At 58.5% G+C, this 15,979-nt stretch carries 13 protein-coding genes and 1 tRNA gene; 11 read left to right on the top strand and 3 right to left on the bottom strand.

Going from position 1 to position 15,979, the window contains the following annotated elements; genetic code table 11:
* The first annotated feature begins 56 nt into the window (after positions 1-56).
* Complete coding sequence (locus MCUTH_RS06565; protein ID WP_066957330.1) at positions 57-3,140, top strand: Ig-like domain-containing protein; 3,084 nt, start codon at positions 57-59, stop codon at positions 3,138-3,140.
* A gap of 161 nt (positions 3,141-3,301) precedes the next feature.
* Here the strand turns inward: MCUTH_RS06565 and MCUTH_RS06560 are convergent.
* Positions 3,302-3,373, bottom strand: a tRNA-Arg gene (locus MCUTH_RS06560).
* Between the two features lie 55 nt (positions 3,374-3,428).
* On the opposite strand from MCUTH_RS06560, the gene MCUTH_RS06555 reads away from it, so the two are divergent.
* Positions 3,429-3,854, top strand: a complete 426-nt coding sequence (locus MCUTH_RS06555) for a dCTP deaminase (protein ID WP_066957328.1) — start codon at positions 3,429-3,431, stop codon at positions 3,852-3,854.
* Positions 3,851-4,816, top strand: a complete 966-nt coding sequence (locus MCUTH_RS06550) for a DUF128 domain-containing protein (protein WP_066957326.1) — start codon at positions 3,851-3,853, stop codon at positions 4,814-4,816. The genes MCUTH_RS06555 and MCUTH_RS06550 overlap by 4 nt, the downstream gene beginning before the upstream one ends.
* Here MCUTH_RS06550 and MCUTH_RS06545 read toward each other — a convergent pair.
* On the bottom strand, positions 4,803-6,695 hold the full coding sequence (locus MCUTH_RS06545; RefSeq protein ID WP_066957324.1) for a tubulin/FtsZ family protein: 1,893 nt from the start codon (positions 6,693-6,695) through the stop codon (positions 4,803-4,805). The two genes, MCUTH_RS06550 and MCUTH_RS06545, sit on opposite strands and share 14 nt — an antisense overlap.
* A 345-nt stretch (positions 6,696-7,040) precedes the next feature.
* Here MCUTH_RS06545 and MCUTH_RS06540 point away from each other — a divergent pair, with 345 nt between their 5' ends.
* From MCUTH_RS06540 to MCUTH_RS06530, 3 genes are all read left to right on the top strand, one after another.
* Entirely contained in the window at positions 7,041-8,048 is a 1,008-nt protein-coding gene (locus MCUTH_RS06540; RefSeq protein WP_066957323.1) for a 5,10-methylenetetrahydromethanopterin reductase, read from the top strand.
* A 151-nt stretch (positions 8,049-8,199) separates the two neighbouring features.
* Complete coding sequence (locus tag MCUTH_RS06535) at positions 8,200-9,129, top strand: galactose-1-phosphate uridylyltransferase (protein ID WP_066957321.1); 930 nt, start codon at positions 8,200-8,202, stop codon at positions 9,127-9,129.
* A 26-nt stretch (positions 9,130-9,155) separates the two neighbouring features.
* The gene (locus MCUTH_RS06530) at positions 9,156-10,577 is read left to right on the top strand and encodes an aldehyde dehydrogenase family protein (RefSeq protein ID WP_066957319.1); all 1,422 of its coding nucleotides are present in this window, start codon (positions 9,156-9,158) and stop codon (positions 10,575-10,577) included.
* Between the two features lie 450 nt (positions 10,578-11,027).
* Here MCUTH_RS06530 and MCUTH_RS06525 read toward each other — a convergent pair whose 3' ends face one another.
* Positions 11,028-11,870 carry a F420-dependent methylenetetrahydromethanopterin dehydrogenase gene (locus tag MCUTH_RS06525; RefSeq protein WP_066957317.1) on the bottom strand — a complete coding sequence of 281 codons (843 nt, stop codon included), beginning with the start codon at positions 11,868-11,870 and terminating at the stop codon, positions 11,028-11,030.
* A gap of 140 nt (positions 11,871-12,010) precedes the next feature.
* Here MCUTH_RS06525 and MCUTH_RS06520 point away from each other — a divergent pair, with 140 nt between their 5' ends.
* From MCUTH_RS06520 to MCUTH_RS06500, 5 genes are all read left to right on the top strand, one after another.
* Positions 12,011-12,415, top strand: coding sequence for a Tfx family DNA-binding protein (locus MCUTH_RS06520; protein ID WP_066957315.1), 405 nt, complete (start codon positions 12,011-12,013; stop codon positions 12,413-12,415).
* A gap of 809 nt (positions 12,416-13,224) precedes the next feature.
* Positions 13,225-14,238 carry a 50S ribosomal protein L3 gene (locus MCUTH_RS06515; protein ID WP_066957313.1) on the top strand — a complete coding sequence of 338 codons (1,014 nt, stop codon included), beginning with the start codon at positions 13,225-13,227 and terminating at the stop codon, positions 14,236-14,238.
* 6 nt (positions 14,239-14,244) lie between these two features.
* Complete coding sequence (gene rpl4p / locus MCUTH_RS06510) at positions 14,245-14,991, top strand: 50S ribosomal protein L4 (protein WP_066957311.1); 747 nt, start codon at positions 14,245-14,247, stop codon at positions 14,989-14,991.
* A complete protein-coding gene (locus tag MCUTH_RS06505; RefSeq protein ID WP_066957309.1) occupies positions 14,992-15,240 on the top strand; it encodes a 50S ribosomal protein L23 in 249 nt (82 codons plus the stop codon).
* An 11-nt stretch (positions 15,241-15,251) separates the two neighbouring features.
* Positions 15,252-15,971 (top strand): 50S ribosomal protein L2, encoded by a 720-nt coding sequence (locus MCUTH_RS06500; RefSeq protein WP_066957307.1) that lies wholly within the window; start codon positions 15,252-15,254, stop codon positions 15,969-15,971.
* Positions 15,972-15,979 lie beyond the last annotated feature (8 nt).

Here is a 15,979-nt window from a genome sequence, read left to right as displayed (position 1 = left end):
ATTCAATTGATAATTTTTATATACGATCATTCGCCAAAGAGCACATACGGTGGCGTATGAAGACCTGGACGTATGCGTGCCTGATTATAGGGGTCCTTTTCTTTGTGATCCCGACAGGAGCGGCGATACCGGATACGATTGAACTTTCTACTGATACCCCGTGGTTGACGGCGGGGAGCAAAGATCCCGCGACTATAACTGTGCGGGTCTCGAACAGTACCGAGAACACCCCCCTTCCCGGGGTTACCGTTGACCTGAGGGTGGAGAGCACATATGGCACCATCTCTCCCGCCCGGGTGGTGACGGACGGTGCTGGCAGAGCAACGGCGCTCTTTACCCCTGGGACAAAGAGTGGGAATGCAGCGATCACAGCGATGATCCCGGATGGGTCCTTGGTCGCGAGCGTTGACCAGCCGATAGATCACGCGGTCCCGCGTGTTATTGCCAATTGGTGGTGCTCGCAGGATGTTATCGCAGGCGAGAAGGCGAGAGTCATCGTCTGGCTGGAGGACGAGTACGGGAACCCGGTCGATAACCGCAACATAGCCGAGAAGGTGCGTTTTGCGGCAGGCATGATTGAGGGGGGCACCGGCGGGGTGTTTGATGGGGGTAAGGACTCTGTCTCCGTCGAAGTAGATGAGAACGGATGCGCTATTGTGGAGTTCCGGGTCGATACCGTGGCCGGAGAGAACCTTATCTTCATCCAGCCGCCGGAGCCGATTGAGGGTCTGTGCATCCCAATCACGGGTGTTGGAGGGGTGCCGTCCACCATCACACAGGCTGTTGTCCCTGCCAGTGGTTCGGTCCCGGCTGACGGAAAGACGATGATATCGCTCACCTACACTCTGTTCGACAGGTATGGGAACCCCTCAGTCGGGCAGGACCTCTGGGTGAACGCCACGATGAAGCGGCCCGGGCAGCAGGACAAGCGAGAGAGCCGGCTTCTTGTCTCCAACTCCGATGGGCAGGTGAAGATCACCTACGGGCCTGAGGACTCGATCGGTCGTGCGACCATCACCGCCACGACCGCCGCGAACTCGAGTGTGAGTGTATCACAGGAAGTGGAGTTTACCAGCACCGAGCCGGTGAACATGCTCCTCTCTGCAAGCCCGCAGACGATGCCGAGCCGAGACGTCAACGACGGCTCCGTCTCGCACCTCCGGGCCAAGGTGATCGACGAGAGAGGGAACCCGGTAGGGGGGGAACGGGTCTCGTTTGAGATCATATCGGTGAACTGTGCACCATACGTTCAGACCCGGGAGCCGGAACTGGTGACGACATGGGCTTATACCGACGGGAACGGCTCCGCGATCGTTGACTTCCGGCCGGGTATGTTCACGACCGACCGGAGCGAGGAGGGCTGGAGCGACACCGCGACCGGCACGGCGGTCGTCCGGGCAACATGGGAGAACGTCACCCGGGATATCGTTCTCGCCTGGAAGAACTACCCTTACCTCTCGGTGGAGACCTCCGTCTCCCCTGAGACGGTTGCGGTGGATAACACAACCGATGTCACGGTCCGCCTCCGTGGCGACGGCTGGGCTCTTCAGCCGGACCCGATTGATGTGGTGCTGGTGATCGACAGATCGGGGAGTATGGGGGGGACGGACGTACTCCCGACAAGGATGGCGGCGGCAAAGAGTGCGGCGAGTGATTTTGTCGACCAGATGAACTTTGTATGCGACCGGGTGGCTCTGGTCTCGTTCTCTTTCGGTGCCACGCTGGACCAGGGGTTAACCAGTGACCCTGATGAGATAAAGAGAGCGATAAACAAATTGTCGCCAGACGGTGCGACAAACATGAGGATGGCGTATTATACTGCGATCAAGTACCTTAAGGAGAATGGAAGACCCGATGCGGTCAAAGCAGTCATCCTCATGGGTGATGGCGACTGGAATTACCATGGCTCACCGCTCGCAAAAGGCATAGGTTACGCGGATAATAATCGCTATCTCACCAGCGATTGGTATTCGTCTCCATACTGGGCGCCTCTGTCTGGATATCGGTGGAGCGGGAGCAGTTACAGTTTCTCAAGCGAGAAGTACGAGTGGTACCATGATCTTCCGGGACCGAAAGGCGATGCGAATGTTCTGAGAGAGTTGGACCGGGGAGACTGGTATGACACCAAGGAGAAAAAGTGGGTCCGCATCCGCCCCGATAGCTGGACCTGTGATAACGGCCAATACACCAACCAGAACATGTCGGTGTATGCCAACAGTGGCGGTGAAACGAACAAAGTGAAGATCTACAGCATTGGTTTTGCGTCGAACCTGGATTGGCGCGTCGAGAGGGATCTCAGCATCCTGTCTAGCGCAACTGGTGGGAGATATGTCTGGGCCGGCAACGAGGACGACCTCCGGAGGGTTTACACCGAGATCGCCGGCGAGCTTCGGACCGAGGCCGGTGTCGACACCAAACTTGACATCGCCTTTGAGAACGTCGAGGTGAACGAGAGATTCGAATCCGGAGCCGACGTCTTCGATTACGTCCACGAGACCGGGGTCTCGACGACCGTCGAGAGCTGGGTGGATAATGAGACTGGGCGCCGTGTGGTAACACCAAAGCACACCATCGACCAGACCGACGATTGGAACGATGACCACAACCTCCATTTCGATATCGGCACCATGCGGCTCGGTCAGACCTGGGAGACGACGTTCCGCCTCAAGGTGTTGAAGGAAGGTAACATCAATATCTTTGGCCCGGGCTCGACGATCACGTTCAACAACGGCACCGATACATTGGCGCTCCCTGACACCTTCATCACGGCCTATCCGCTGAACAACACGGGATTGGACTTCCGGAGCCTTGAGATCAGCAACCTTCGATTCACCGGAGTGGAGCCGGTCACCGAATTCCTCCCGGTCGCCTGGGATCTCAATTATACCGGTCTCTATACCGTGACGGAGGATCTCTTCTACTCCAACAATAACGGCTACTCCTGGGTGAAGTTCGACACGCGCCACGCTACGAACACGACAACGCACGATACATCCACGCTGGACGTGCGCGGTCTTCCTGCCGGCAAGTACATCATCAGGGTTACCGGCTATGCGCCGGATACAGGGGATTCCTCGGCCTGGCTGGACCAGGAAGTGGTTGTTGGGACAAACCGGAGCGCGTACATCCAGATCCAATGAAAATTCCCCACTCCTTTTTTGAGGGGCGGATTTACCCATACTTGCAGCAATCAGGGCCAGGTTTTGGGGGTATCCCGCCCGGAGCTCCTGCACGACCAAAGACTCCCGGAGATGGTGCACAGCATCCGGGATGCACACCTTGTGCGCCCGAAGAAAAACGACGGACCCAGCGGGAATCGAACCCGCGTCCTTGGGTTCGAAGCCCAAGAGGATATCCTCTACCCTATGGGTCCCCTCTTTGATTTCTATCATAAGTTATTAAGCGTTTTTATACCAGTACATTGTACGATGATCCTCTCGTCCAGCGAAATCCTTCGCCGGCTCAAAGCCGGTGACCTTATCATCGATCCATACCATAGTGCGTCTCTGCAGCCCGCCTCCTACGACCTCCGGGTAGCCGAGGAGACCATACTCCCGCGCGGAAGATGCACCCTCGTCCCCTCGATCGAGCGGGTGGAACTCCCAAAAGACCTCGCAGCAACCCTCCGGTGCCGTTCGTCGCTTGCCCGCCGGGGCGTCCTCCTCGGTGGGGGGTTTGTAGACCCGGGATTCCGCGGCCAGTTGACGCTCTGCCTGACGAATGCCGGTGCTGAGGAGATCCGCCTTGCGGAGGGTGACCGGGTCGTGCAGATGATTCTCCAGGAAGTATTGAACGGCGATCGGCTATACGAGGGCCGATATCAGGACAGCCAGGGCGCGGTGCATTCACGATGAGTTCGTCGATACGTTCAGAAAGGAAATACCTTGAAATCCTGCGAATCCTTGCGGAATCGCACGAACCACTGGGCGCCAAGAGATTGAGCGAGAAGATGGCCGAACGGGGTTTCGTCTTGAGCGACCGCGCCGTCCAGTACTACCTCCAGTATCTCGATGAGATGGGATTCACCAGGAAAGTCGGGAATCGTGGCCGCCTCCTCACCGATGCCGGCGTGGCCGAGAGTGAGAGCGCGCTCGTCGACGAGCAGATCGGCTTTATCATATCAAGACTCGAACAACTCGCCTTTCAGAGCACCTTCGATCTCGAGACCGGTGCGGGGAGCATCGCCTACAACCTCTCCTTTGTGCGCGAGGAAGACCTTGAAGGGGTCACGGCCGCCTTCGACGAGGTGGCAAAAGCCGGCTATGGATTCCTGAACGCTTACCGCATCGTCGACTCCGACCCTCGCGTACCTGAGGGATATACAGGGATCATGACCGCCTGCAGCGTTACCCTGGACGGCATCCTTCAGAAGATGGGCATCCCGACGAGGCTTGAGTATGCCGGCAGGATCGCCATCGACAAAGACGGCTCCGCCGGATTCCTCGATCTCATCGGATATCGGGGGACCTCGGTCGATCCCCTCCACCTCTTTATATCCGCAGGCCTCACCTCGATCAATCGGCTTGTGACGACCGGATCCGGTGTAGGGCTCGCCAATATTCGTGCAGTCCCTGAGGCTGCACGAAACCGCATAGAGGCGGCTATCGGTCGGATGGAAGAGTATGGGTTCACCTTCCCCGCCGGGGGAGGGGTTGGGGAGTACAACCTTCCCAAACACCCCTATCGCCTATCCATCGTCTCGTTCAGCGGCATGAACATGATAGGCAACGCAATCGAGAAGGGCTACACCGTCAGGACGGAGATCGGCGCCGGGACCATACCGTTCGAACGGATGATGGATACTACATCCAGGTGATCCCGCCGTCACCGGGCTCATCATCTGGCTTCTTCTCACTCTCTCTCCGGCTCTTCGATTGGGCGGCCGGGTCGATCACCTGGAGTCGCCCGCGGGATGGGTCAAGCTCCTTTGGTTGAGTATTCGGGCGGCCGAGACGCAGGCCGGACTGGTCCAGCAGGGTATCCTTCGGCGCGGGAGACAGACCTCGCATGCGCAGGTTATGTTCATCAAAGGTCTTATCGCTCGGCCGCTGTACCCCACGATCCAGCGTGGCCCTGGTACCGGAAAAGGCCTCGTCCTTCGGACGCTGAACCGGTTGTATGGATGCGGTGTAGAGTGTTGCATCATCTTTCGGCACGGCCTTCTCGATGCTGATCCCCTTGGGATCGAAGATAGAGTTCTTTGGTGCAGGCACAGATGACGTGACCGAGGCGGACGCGGTGAGGTCAATCTCTCTTCCGCCCTGCTTAGGAGGGAGAATGATAGCGCCATCGTCTGATTTCTTCTCGGCTCTCGGAAGCATCTCGATGGTATCGTCGCTCCTCCTCACATTGCCCTGACCGCTGCCCGGCAGGGCAATCATCTCATCCTTCTCGGGTATCGATGATCCCGCCACGTAACCACTCTCCTCCAGATACGCCGACTCGAGAGGCGAAGCGATATACAGTTCATCCTCTCCCAAGGCGGCATCCGATGCCCTGGCTGCTTCCTCTTCGCGGAGTCGCTTCTCCTCTTCGGCTCTCAGCTGCTCTTCCTCGAGTTCAAGACGATACTCCTCCCGGATCTCCTTGAGTTCCTCGACGCGAGGTACGTTGAGCAGCCCCGACAGCACAATGATGATACCGACGAACGAAGTGTTTTTTACTGGATAATCACCGGATCGCATCTCAAGGCCGGCAATGCTTCGGTCAATCCACTTTCTGACTGTCTGAAACCCTTTCATCGAGAGTTCGGCAGAGGGGCCGGCAATCAGGACCAGAGCCTTGTTGGCGCTGGTTAGGTCGCAGGGGATCGATACCTCCTCGTAGACCGCTTTCTTTGCGAGCGAGACGATCCGGGCGGCTTTCTCCTGCGAGCCCTGGATAAAGTACTTCAAAGACTGCCTTCGGCGAAGGAAGTCCAGCCACGCGGCCGGCAGACGCTCGGTGGCGTAGCCGACCGCGACGAAGCCGCCCCCTTTTAAGGTGTTGAGGACCTCCCCGGCATCCAGGACAACTTCGGCAACGTCGAGCCCGGACTCATTGAACTCCCCGGCGCGGAGGAGGAGGCCGATCTGGCGGGCAATGCGCTCGTTGAGCATGCTGTAGTGTTCCCTTGGGTTGGAGATCAGAGGGAGCGGATTCCGGCGCAGTTGATCCATGATGCCCGTATTCTCCCTCTCAGCAGCTGCGGCCGCCTTGATCTTCTCCGACCAGGTCTGGTTGTCGAAGAGGATGACGGCATCGACGAGGTCCCTGAGCTGATCCAGGTCGTCAGCGGCTTTGGCCGAGACTCGTTTTCCCTCATTTAAGCATGGGAGGATGGCAAGTGCAAATATCGGCTCCACGTACGACTTGCGGAGTCTGTCGATGATGAGCGGAGCAATATCGATGATACTGCCCCCAAGCCCGCAACAGATGAGAATAGCATCGATCTCTATAGTATCCAGACTCTGGATGCGGTTCATCACCTCTTCGATATCGATCGCATACGTGATATCGTCGGGTTTCACGAGATCGATCTGCGGGAAGAAGATCCTCGCGGATTCTGGAAGGTGGCGAAGTTGAACAAGAGCATTCGGGTCGATATCAATTGCTGCTGCATTCATGCAGTAGACCTTGCTCCGTCGGTCATGGTCGTAGAGACTATCTACAACCCGTGACCCGGCTCCACCGAGCCCAATCGCCAGCACTCGCATATCATCTACCCCCTATCCTGAACCATTGCATGCCCGGAATGCCTCTTCATGCGGAGATGAGCGCGCATATCTCCTCAAACTACTGATGAATATGTGGGCGGGCGAAGATATACATTTCTGTACGTCCCCGAATGTGCAGGAAGGAACCTGTTCATAAAATAGAATATATTTAAAAATTCCGGTTTGTCTTTGCCCGGCTGGATCCTTCTGCCGGGTAAGGGAGGAGATATCGCGAATGCCCTGGAGAACACGTTACACCACTCCTTTTTGCACTATCTGTGCGGTACGTGCCGTTTAGTGAGCACAAAATGGTAATGTATATAACTCTCTGCACGTAACTACTCAATGAGGTGTATAGCCTTGACTACATATGGAATTGAATTTGTGCCCGGAGCAATCAATGTTAAGCAGGTGGTGAACTACACCAAGCTTGCAGAGTCGAAGGATATCGACTACGTTTGGATCACCAACCACTACAACAACCGCCACGCATACCCGACCCTCGCCATGATCGCGGCAAACACTGACACGATCAAGATGGGACCGGGAATCATGAACACGTTCACCGACACCCCCGCGGCCATTGCCTCATTCATGGCTACCTTAAACGAGATCTCCGACGGACGTGCCGTCCTCGGTATCGGGCCCGGCGACCTCTCGACCCTTCCCAAGCTCGCCATCGACCCCGTCAAGCCCGTCGCCCGCCTGACTGAGGGTGTCACCCAGATTCGCAAGCTCCTCTCTGGCGAAGAGGTCAAGAAGACCGGCAACATGGAGTTCTTCGACTACGACGGTGCCAAGCTGACCGGTGTCACCCTGCCCGGCAAGAAGGGTATTCCCATCTACATCGGTGCCCAGGGCCCCAAGGTCCTCGAACTCGCCGGTACGATCGGTGACGGCGCCCTGATCAATGCGTCCAACCCCAAGGACTTCGATGCCGCTATCCCGATCATCAAGGCAGCGATGGAGAAGGCCGGCAAGAAGAACTTCGACGTCGGCGCCTACACCGCCATGTCCATCGACAAAGACGAGAAGAAGGCCCGGAACGCCGCAAAGATCGTAGCCGCGTTCATCGCCGCAGGCTCCCCGCCCGCGATCCTCGAGCGCCACAACCTTGACATGAACAACGTCGCGAAGATCAAGGATGCGCTCGCACGCTTCGACTTCAAGGCCGTCGGCGGACTCGTCGGAGACGCTGAGATCGATGCCTTCACCATCGCCGGCACCCCCGACACGGTCAAGCAGAAGTGTGAGGACCTTGCCAAGGCTGGAGTTACCCAGATCATCTTCGGCTCGCCGCTCGGCCCCGACATGACCAACTCCATCCGCCTGCTCGGCAAGTACATCATCTAAGACCGAAAAACACTCATCACTTTTTTCCCCGGCCACTCTGCAGAGGAGTTTGCTCCGCCGCTCCTGCCGGTATAGGGACCTTTCTTCTCTCTCAACCACGCCCCTGTCAGGGTTTTATACAATTGGCGCGCTAACTGGAGTACAAAGGGTCATGTTCACCACTCATGAGATCCGGACGGAACGAGGTATTCTTCAGTACCGCCGGGAGTCCCTCACCGGTATCCGGTGCAGGATCAGTCCCGTCCGGATAGAGCGGCAGATCGATTCCGCTCCTGCTCTGCCCGATTCGCGCGAACGTTGTCCGTTCTGCTCCGACGCCATAAACGCCTCCACCCCGACGTTTGGGGACGGGAGCCGTCTCCACTGCGGAGAGAGCGTGACGTTCCCGAACCTCTATCCTTTCGCCAAGCATCATGTCGTCACCGTAATCACCACCGAACATGAGCCGGGCCGCCTTAGCGCAAGGCACCTTGCCGACGCTATATCCGGCACGACACAGGCCATGATCCGGTCTCCGGGTTACGCGAGCATAAACTGGAACTACCTCCCTTCGGCCGGGGCGAGCATCGTCCACCCGCACCTGCAGGGTATCGTCGATGCAGAGCCTACCCGGCTTGTGGATCTTTACCTCTCTGCCGGGCGCCGCTACCTTGTCGACCATGGTCACCTCTACTGGGACGATCTGGTGGATCGCGAGCGCTGCTCCGAGCGGTTCCTCTTTGAAGATGAGATCTTCTGGTCTGCAAACCCGGTTCCCCTCGGTGAGCGGGAGATACGCGGAATTCTTCCGATATCGACGCTTGATGAATTTGAGCCCTACATAGAGCCGTTGGCTCGCGGGATCATCCGCATCATTGAGTTCTACCGGGACCTTGGCACATACGCCTTCAATGCCTCGATCTTCTTTGACGCCCCGGGAACTGCGGGCTGTGGTCACCGTGCATTCTGCTCCCTCATAGCACGGTTGAATCCCAACAGTCTCTCCATGTGCGACTCGGCGTTCATGGAGCGACTGCACCTGGAGCCGGTCATCCTGACGCTCCCGGAAGACCTCGGCGCACTCTTCCGTGAGAAAAGTTAATTCCGGGGCCTACCAACTCTTTTTCTATGATAGAGCCACGCGGATTCCTGATCGGCGGAGAATGGCGAACGAACAACGATATCCTGGATGTTCGGTTCCCGTACACCGGGGAGGTCGCCGGTCGGGTCTGCCTTGCCGGGAGCGAGGATATCGAGGACGCTCTCTGTTCTGCCGAACGCGGGTTCTCCGTCACGCGGCGCCTTCCCGCACACCGCCGCTCGGAGATCCTCTACGCGCTTGCCGATCTCATCCGGGAACGGGCCGCAGACCTTGCCCGCACGATCGTGCTCGAAGCGGGAAAGACCCGTGCCCTTGCCGAGAGCGAGGTCGTGCGTGCGCAGGAGACGATCGAGGTCTCCGCCGAGGAGGCGCGCCGGATCGACGGCACGATCCTTCCTCTCGACTGGAATGTGGCCGGGGAAGGGCGGATAGGCTGCCTCCGCCGGTTCCCGCTCGGCCCGGTGCTCGCGATCACGCCGTTCAACTTCCCGCTCAACCTTGCCTGCCACAAACTGGGGCCGGCCATCGCCGCCGGAAACTCCGTTATCCTCAAACCCGCGTCGGCCACCCCGATCTCTTCGCTGATGCTCGGCGAGATGGCGCTTGAGGCCGGGTTTCCGGCGGAAGCGCTCAGCGTCGTCCCCTGCCGCACCGATCTTGCGGAGCGGATGGTACGGGACGACCGGATCGCCTGTGTGAGTTTCACCGGGAGTTCGGCCGTCGGATGGCACCTCCGGTCGATTGCTGGCAGAAAACGCGTCGGTCTGGAACTCGGCGGAAACGCGGCCGTGATCGTTCATGAGGATGCCGATATCCCCTTTGCGGTCGATCGCATCGTTGCCGGCGGGTTCTCGAACGCCGGCCAGGCCTGCATCTCGGTGCAGCGGGTCTACCTCCATCAGCCGATTTACGAGGAGGCGCTCGGGCTGCTTGTCGAACGGACTCGTGCCCTTACCGTCGGCGATCCACGCGAACTAAAGACCGATGTGGGTCCGATGATCTCGGAGTCTGCCGCGGAGACAGCGTTTGCAAAGGTGGAGGACGCCATCGCAGGCGGCGCGAAGGTGCTTGCCGGAGGAACCCGCGACGGTCCGCTCTTTGAGCCGACAGTTCTCGTCGAGACGACGCCGGATATGGCAGTGAACCGGACCGAGGTCTTCGCCCCGGTGGTGACGGTCACCCCCTACGAGACCTTCGAGGAGGCGCTCGCGCTCGCGAACGACTCCGAGTACGGGCTGCAGGCGGGCATCTTCACCCACGATTCCCGAAGGATTGCGCAGGCGTTCGCGGAACTCCGGGTCGGCGGCCTGGTGGTCAACGACGTCTCGACGTTCCGGATGGATCACGCCCCCTATGGCGGGGTCAGGGGCTCGGGCATCGGGCGGGAGGGGCCGAAGTACGCGATCGAGGAGATGACCGAAGAGCGGATGATGATCTTTTCGCCGTAGGTGGTTAGAACCAGATTTTGAGAAGGCCGAAGGCCTTTACTGTGCGGCAAACCGGGTGACCCGAGCGGGGAATATCCCCATGCAGTGGACCGTGGGACTATCACCATGGGGGGTGGGGACAGGGGAGGGGGGCTCGCCCCTTCGCACCTAACGGTGCTCGAACTCAGGGCGTTTCGCCCTTCGTTCCTCGAAACTCTTCGAGTTTCTCAAGCTCCTGACCTCCGGTCAGTCGCACTCCCCGTCAGCCCCTCCCCCAGATGGCGATATCCCCTTGAAAACCGTGTCAGTGTTACTGAGGAAAATACCACCCGTCGCCCGTCTGACCATCGTTCCTCGCCTAGAGATGGGTCTCGGGAACCCACACGTCACTTCATCGCCAACGAAGACAAACGGCCTACTCACTACCGGGTAGGACAATCTACAAACTCGAAAAAAGAAGTGGTGTCGAGGTTACTCGGGCTTGCTGATGAGCGCGGTCTTTGAGACGATCTCGCCGGTCTTCTTGTGCGGCTTGCGGATGACTCCATCCATGCCCTTTTCGAGCTCGCGTGCCTCCTCGCAGAGGAGCATGGCCTGGCGCATCATCTCGTGAGCGCTTGAGACGATCGGGATGTACTTCTCCCACTCCTTCGTCATGAAGCAGCCCTTGACGTTGACGCCTGCAACAGACTGGGCGATCTCGTAGGCGGCACGTGCCTTCGCGAGCGCGTAGGGGTTGGTGAACTCGCCCTCGACCGCCTTGTCGGAGGTCATGACGACCTTCGGGAGCACGAGGTCCGCACCCTTCTTGCCGGCCTTCACCTGGTCGATCACCTTGTCGAGCTCCATCTGCAGCTTGCGGAACGCGCCGGTGACGGAGAGGACCTTGATGAGGTTTCCGTTGTAGTCCGCCATCTCAATGGGGTCGAGGAACTCACGGCGGGCGCCGATCATGGAGTCGGCCTTCATGATGATGTAGCCGAAGTTGCTCGCCTTGAGTGCCTCGAACTGCTCCTTCTTGGAGGTGACGTCGTCGGTGATGACGATGCAGGGGATTCCGGCTGCTGCAAGGGCCTCACGGGCCTGGGTGGGTCCGGGGAGGATGCCGTTCGGGGAGACGACGATACAGAAGTCCGGGCCCCATGCCTTCATATTGCTGACGACGCGGTCGATATCCTCGGGCTGCAGTTTCGTACCGGAGGTCGCCATGAAAGTGATCATATCCTCACGGTCGGCACGCTCATCAAGAAGAAGCTCAGCCATTACACCACTGGCGATATTCCCCAGTTTTGCGATTCCTACTTTAACTACCACTTTATACACCTCTCAAAATTTGAGAACACGATAGTATCGCCAAGTTCTCATATAAACGTTTTGAAATTGCCCGTATGTCTGGTCCGTCCTTAACTAAGTTAAAGGAAAGTGTTTAAATTTAGATGATCAATATATAGGTGATGAAACAAGGTCTGCTTACCGATCGCCAGAAAGAAGTGTTGCGCTACCGGAAGAAAGGGTTGACCCAACAACAGATTGCAGAGATTATTCATACCTCAAAGGCAAACGTCTGCACCATCGAGAAAGCCGCGCTTGAGAATATCGCGCGTGCACGTGAGACGCTTGAGTTCCTCTACACCCTCGACGCCACGCACCTCTGTACGCTCCAGAAGGGCCTCGATCTCCTCAAAGTCCCTGAGATCATCTATGCTGAGGCCGAGAAGGTGGGTGTGAAGGTCAAGTATGACACGATCTCGCTTATAAACCGGATCCGGGACGCGAATCCCGAGCGGTTCAGGGGCCGGCAGGTCCGCGAAGACGTCGAGATCTACATCAACAACGACGGCGATCTGTACTTTGGATGATCCAGCTTCCGCCCCTGCACCCGCGCAGGTCTCGTGCCGGAGCGGCCGTGTTGGATCCATGATCCCTTATGGGGAGTCTGTCCGGCCGTGCACCTCTTTGTGGAGTGACGGCAGCCTTTCATTCACCCCCCCGAACGTTCAGTTTAGAGAATTGCCGCTTTAATTACAGTAGATGTCCGTTTCGCGTAGAGCGGTGCAGAATTCTATAACAAGATTTATATCTTATTTTAAGTAATGTTTAAGAAACCGCTCTACACATCTTCGCCTGATCCTGAAAGTCAGCCGGCACAGTATGTGCCTCTAATTGCCGGGATCCCTCTGGCTCCGCAATATCTGTGGACCAGATACGCGCGGCGGGGCGGTGTAGGGGGTATCAGTCTAAGCGAAGGTCGAACCCTCCTCCCGGAGGGCCGATGTCGATACGGAGTTGTGCTCGTCACAACGGGATGACAGGAGCTGGATCTGATCGAGACGCTGGGCCAACGCCTGTGCAGCGTGCCCGATTCCAGGAGAACGTTGCCTGGGAGCGTCGAAGAATCAGGATCTATTGGCGACGACTGGAGTGTGCCCGGTGCACACCGGGCCGGCAGTGGAGTGGGCGACAGGATTGTGCGGAGACGGATGTCTCTTGTACTCTCATATCTACTGCCTCCATCAACTGTTTCCCTTCACGCCCCGGTAGACGTACCGGGGTGTTCGATGTCTTGCCCCGAGTTACGGGTTCACCAGAAGAATCCATCGTGTCGGGTACCCCGGCACGGGGTTCGGCGCATGCATCTCACTACAACGCACGAAGGGTTGATTGAAACATGCCGAATATACACAGACCACGCAGAGGATCCCTCGCATACAGCCCGAGAAAGCGGGCGAAAAGTCCGGTTCCCCGATACGGCTCATGGCCTGAGCACACGGGTGCCCCGACCGTGCAGGGATTTGCAGGGTACAAGGTGGGGATGACGCACGTCATCATGGTTGATGACCGTAAAAACAGCCCCACCGAAGGCAAGGATATAATGGTACCGGTGACCGTGGTTGAGGTCCCACCCATGCGGGTGGCCGGCGTGCGCGCATACAGCGAGGACACCTACGGGAAGCACGCATTGACCGAGGCCTGGGCTACCGACCTCGATCCTGAGTTGTCCCGCCGTATTAACGTCCCGAAGAACCACGACACCGCTGCTGCCCTCGAAGCCATCAGGAATGCAATTGGCGAAGGTAAGGTCGTAGAACTCTATGCCCTGACATACACCCGGCCAATCGAGCTGACTGGTGTCCCGAAGAAGGTCCCCGACCTGATGGAGATGCGGATCGCCGGCGGAAGCCTCGACGACCAGATTGCCTACGCCGCAGAGATTCTCGGAAAAGAGGTCACAATCTCGAGCAACTTCGAGGTCGGCGAGTACGTCGATGTGACCGCCGTCACCACCGGTAAGGGTACGGAAGGCCCCGTCAAGCGCTGGGGTGTCCAGGTCAGGAAGCGCAAACACTCCCGCGGCGGCAAGAAGCGCCACATCGGGAACCTCGGCCCCTGGAATCCGCACCACGTCCGGTGGCAGGTGCCCCAGATGGGACAGATGGGCTACCAGCAGCGCACCGAGTTCAACAAGCGGATCTTGAAGATCGGCACCAACGGCGACGATATAACGCCGGCAGGTGGATTCCTCCACTACGGCCTTGTGCGTGGGCCCTATGTCCTGATCAAGGGTTCCGTCCCCGGGCCGAGCAAGCGGCTGGTCCGGATACGGCCTGCAATACGGAAAGATGAGCAGACCATCAGCGCACCGACGATCAACTTCGTCAGTACGCAGAGCAAGCAGGGGTGAGCAGCGATGAAGGCACAGGTTCGAACACTGACAGGCGAGATCAGCCACGAGATCGATCTCCCCGAGATCTTTAACGAAGAATACAGGCCCGACCTGATTAAGCGGGCTGTCCTCGCACTCCAGAGCACCCGGTTCCAGCCGCATGGGACAAACCCCTATGCTGGCATACGCACCTCCGCAGAGTCCTGGGGCAGCGGCCGGGGCGTCGCTCAGGTCCCCCGCCTGAAGAACGGCAGCAGGGCGGCCCGGGTGCCGCAGGCAACCGGCGGACGGGCAGCGCATCCTCCGAAGGTCGAAAAGGTCCTCATCAAGAATATCAACCGCAAAGAGAAGCAGAAGGCTCTCAGGTCCGCCATCGCGGCCAGCACACACCTGGACCTTGTCCGGGGGCGCGGTCACATCTTTGAGGGCGAACTTCCACTGGTCCTTGAGGACAAGTTCGAAGAGATCACCCGGACCAGCGACGTCATCTCGACACTCTCTGCTCTCGGGCTCTATGCCGATGTCGAGCGTGCAAGGAGGAGCAAGAAGGTCCGTGCTGGACGAGGCACCATGCGTGGACGCCGCTACAAGCAGCGCAAGAGCATCCTGATCGTCACCGGGAACGAGCCGCTCCGGGCAGCCCGGAACCTTGCCGGTGTCGATGCCGTGGCCGTCAACCAGCTCAATGCCGAACTCTTAGCACCCGGCACGCAGGCAGGGCGCCTGACGATCTGGACGGAGTCTGCAATCAAGAGACTGGAGGAGTTCTAAATGGTACTGAAATATCCCTTCGTTACTGAAAAAGCAACGATGATGCTCGAAGGCGGGAACAAACTCCAGTTTATCGTGCAGAGGAACGCCACCAAGCAGGATATCAAACGCGAGCTGGAGTCGACCTTCGAGCAGAAAGTGGCCGAAGTCCGCACCATGATGACCATGAAGGGCGAGAAGAAAGCCATTGTAAAGTTTGCGGATGAGAAAGCGGCTGAAGAGTTCCTCAGCCGGCTGGGAATAATGTAAGGTGAGTGACGATGGCACATCGAATTATAGCACAGAGCCGCGGTAGAGGCGGCCCTTCGTACCGTGCACCGTCGCACCGGTATAAAGCCGACCTGAGACATGCGGGGAAGAATACTGCTCTGACGTCCGGAGTGGTTCTCGATATCGAGCATGACCCGTCCCGCCACGCACCGATCGCCCTTGTCAGGCTTGAGAGCGGCGAGAAGGTATATGTCCTTGCCACTGAAGGGCTCGGCGTAGGGGATGGACTCTCCTGGGGACCAGGCGGTGAGGTGAAGAACGGAAACACCCTTCCGCTCCAGGAGATCCCGGTCGGTGCGTACGTCTGCAACATCGAAGCTCGGCCCAACGACGGCGGTAAATTCGTCCGCTCGAGCGGTGTTCAGGCTCTCGTCATCGGCAAGTCTGAAGACGGCCGTGTCGGTGTTCGGATGCCGAGCGGCAAGAACAAGTGGTTCAACGGTGCCTGCATGGCAACCGTCGGTATCGTTGCTGGCGGCGGACGGGGTGAAAAGCCGTTCGTCAAGGCAGGAAAGAAAGCCTTCCACGTCAGGTCCTCCGCTGAGAGATGGCCCCGTGTTAAGGGTGTCTGCATGAACGTCATCGACCACCCGTTCGGTGGCGGTGGTCACCAGCACTGCGGACGGCCAAAGACTGTCTCCCATGGGACCTCGCCTGGCAGAAAAGTGGGACACATTGCCGCCCGGAGAACCGGCAAGTGGAAGAAGTGAGGGATGAA

The organism is Methanoculleus thermophilus (assembly GCF_001571405.1).
Lineage (GTDB): Archaea > Halobacteriota > Methanomicrobia > Methanomicrobiales > Methanoculleaceae > Methanoculleus > Methanoculleus thermophilus.
The sequence above is the reverse complement of the archived record's forward strand: the minus strand, read 5'-3'. Positions and strand labels throughout refer to the sequence as shown.

Bases quoted from the DNA above. Each gene is read 5' to 3' on its own strand.
- MCUTH_RS06565 (WP_066957330.1), top strand. From the start codon at position 57: ATGAAGACCTGGACGTATGCGTGCCTGATTATAGGGGTCCTTTTCTTT.
- MCUTH_RS06555 (WP_066957328.1), top strand. From the start codon at position 3,429: ATGATCCTCTCGTCCAGCGAAATCCTTCGCCGGCTCAAAGCCGGTGAC.
- MCUTH_RS06550 (WP_066957326.1), top strand. From the start codon at position 3,851: ATGAGTTCGTCGATACGTTCAGAAAGGAAATACCTTGAAATCCTGCGA.
- MCUTH_RS06545 (WP_066957324.1), bottom strand. From the start codon at position 6,695: ATGCGAGTGCTGGCGATTGGGCTCGGTGGAGCCGGGTCACGGGTTGTA.
- MCUTH_RS06540 (WP_066957323.1), top strand. From the start codon at position 7,041: ATGAGGTGTATAGCCTTGACTACATATGGAATTGAATTTGTGCCCGGA.
- MCUTH_RS06535 (WP_066957321.1), top strand. From the start codon at position 8,200: ATGTTCACCACTCATGAGATCCGGACGGAACGAGGTATTCTTCAGTAC.
- MCUTH_RS06530 (WP_066957319.1), top strand. From the start codon at position 9,156: ATGATAGAGCCACGCGGATTCCTGATCGGCGGAGAATGGCGAACGAAC.
- MCUTH_RS06520 (WP_066957315.1), top strand. From the start codon at position 12,011: ATGAAACAAGGTCTGCTTACCGATCGCCAGAAAGAAGTGTTGCGCTAC.
- MCUTH_RS06515 (WP_066957313.1), top strand. From the start codon at position 13,225: ATGCCGAATATACACAGACCACGCAGAGGATCCCTCGCATACAGCCCG.
- rpl4p (WP_066957311.1), top strand. From the start codon at position 14,245: ATGAAGGCACAGGTTCGAACACTGACAGGCGAGATCAGCCACGAGATC.
- MCUTH_RS06505 (WP_066957309.1), top strand. From the start codon at position 14,992: ATGGTACTGAAATATCCCTTCGTTACTGAAAAAGCAACGATGATGCTC.
- MCUTH_RS06500 (WP_066957307.1), top strand. From the start codon at position 15,252: ATGGCACATCGAATTATAGCACAGAGCCGCGGTAGAGGCGGCCCTTCG.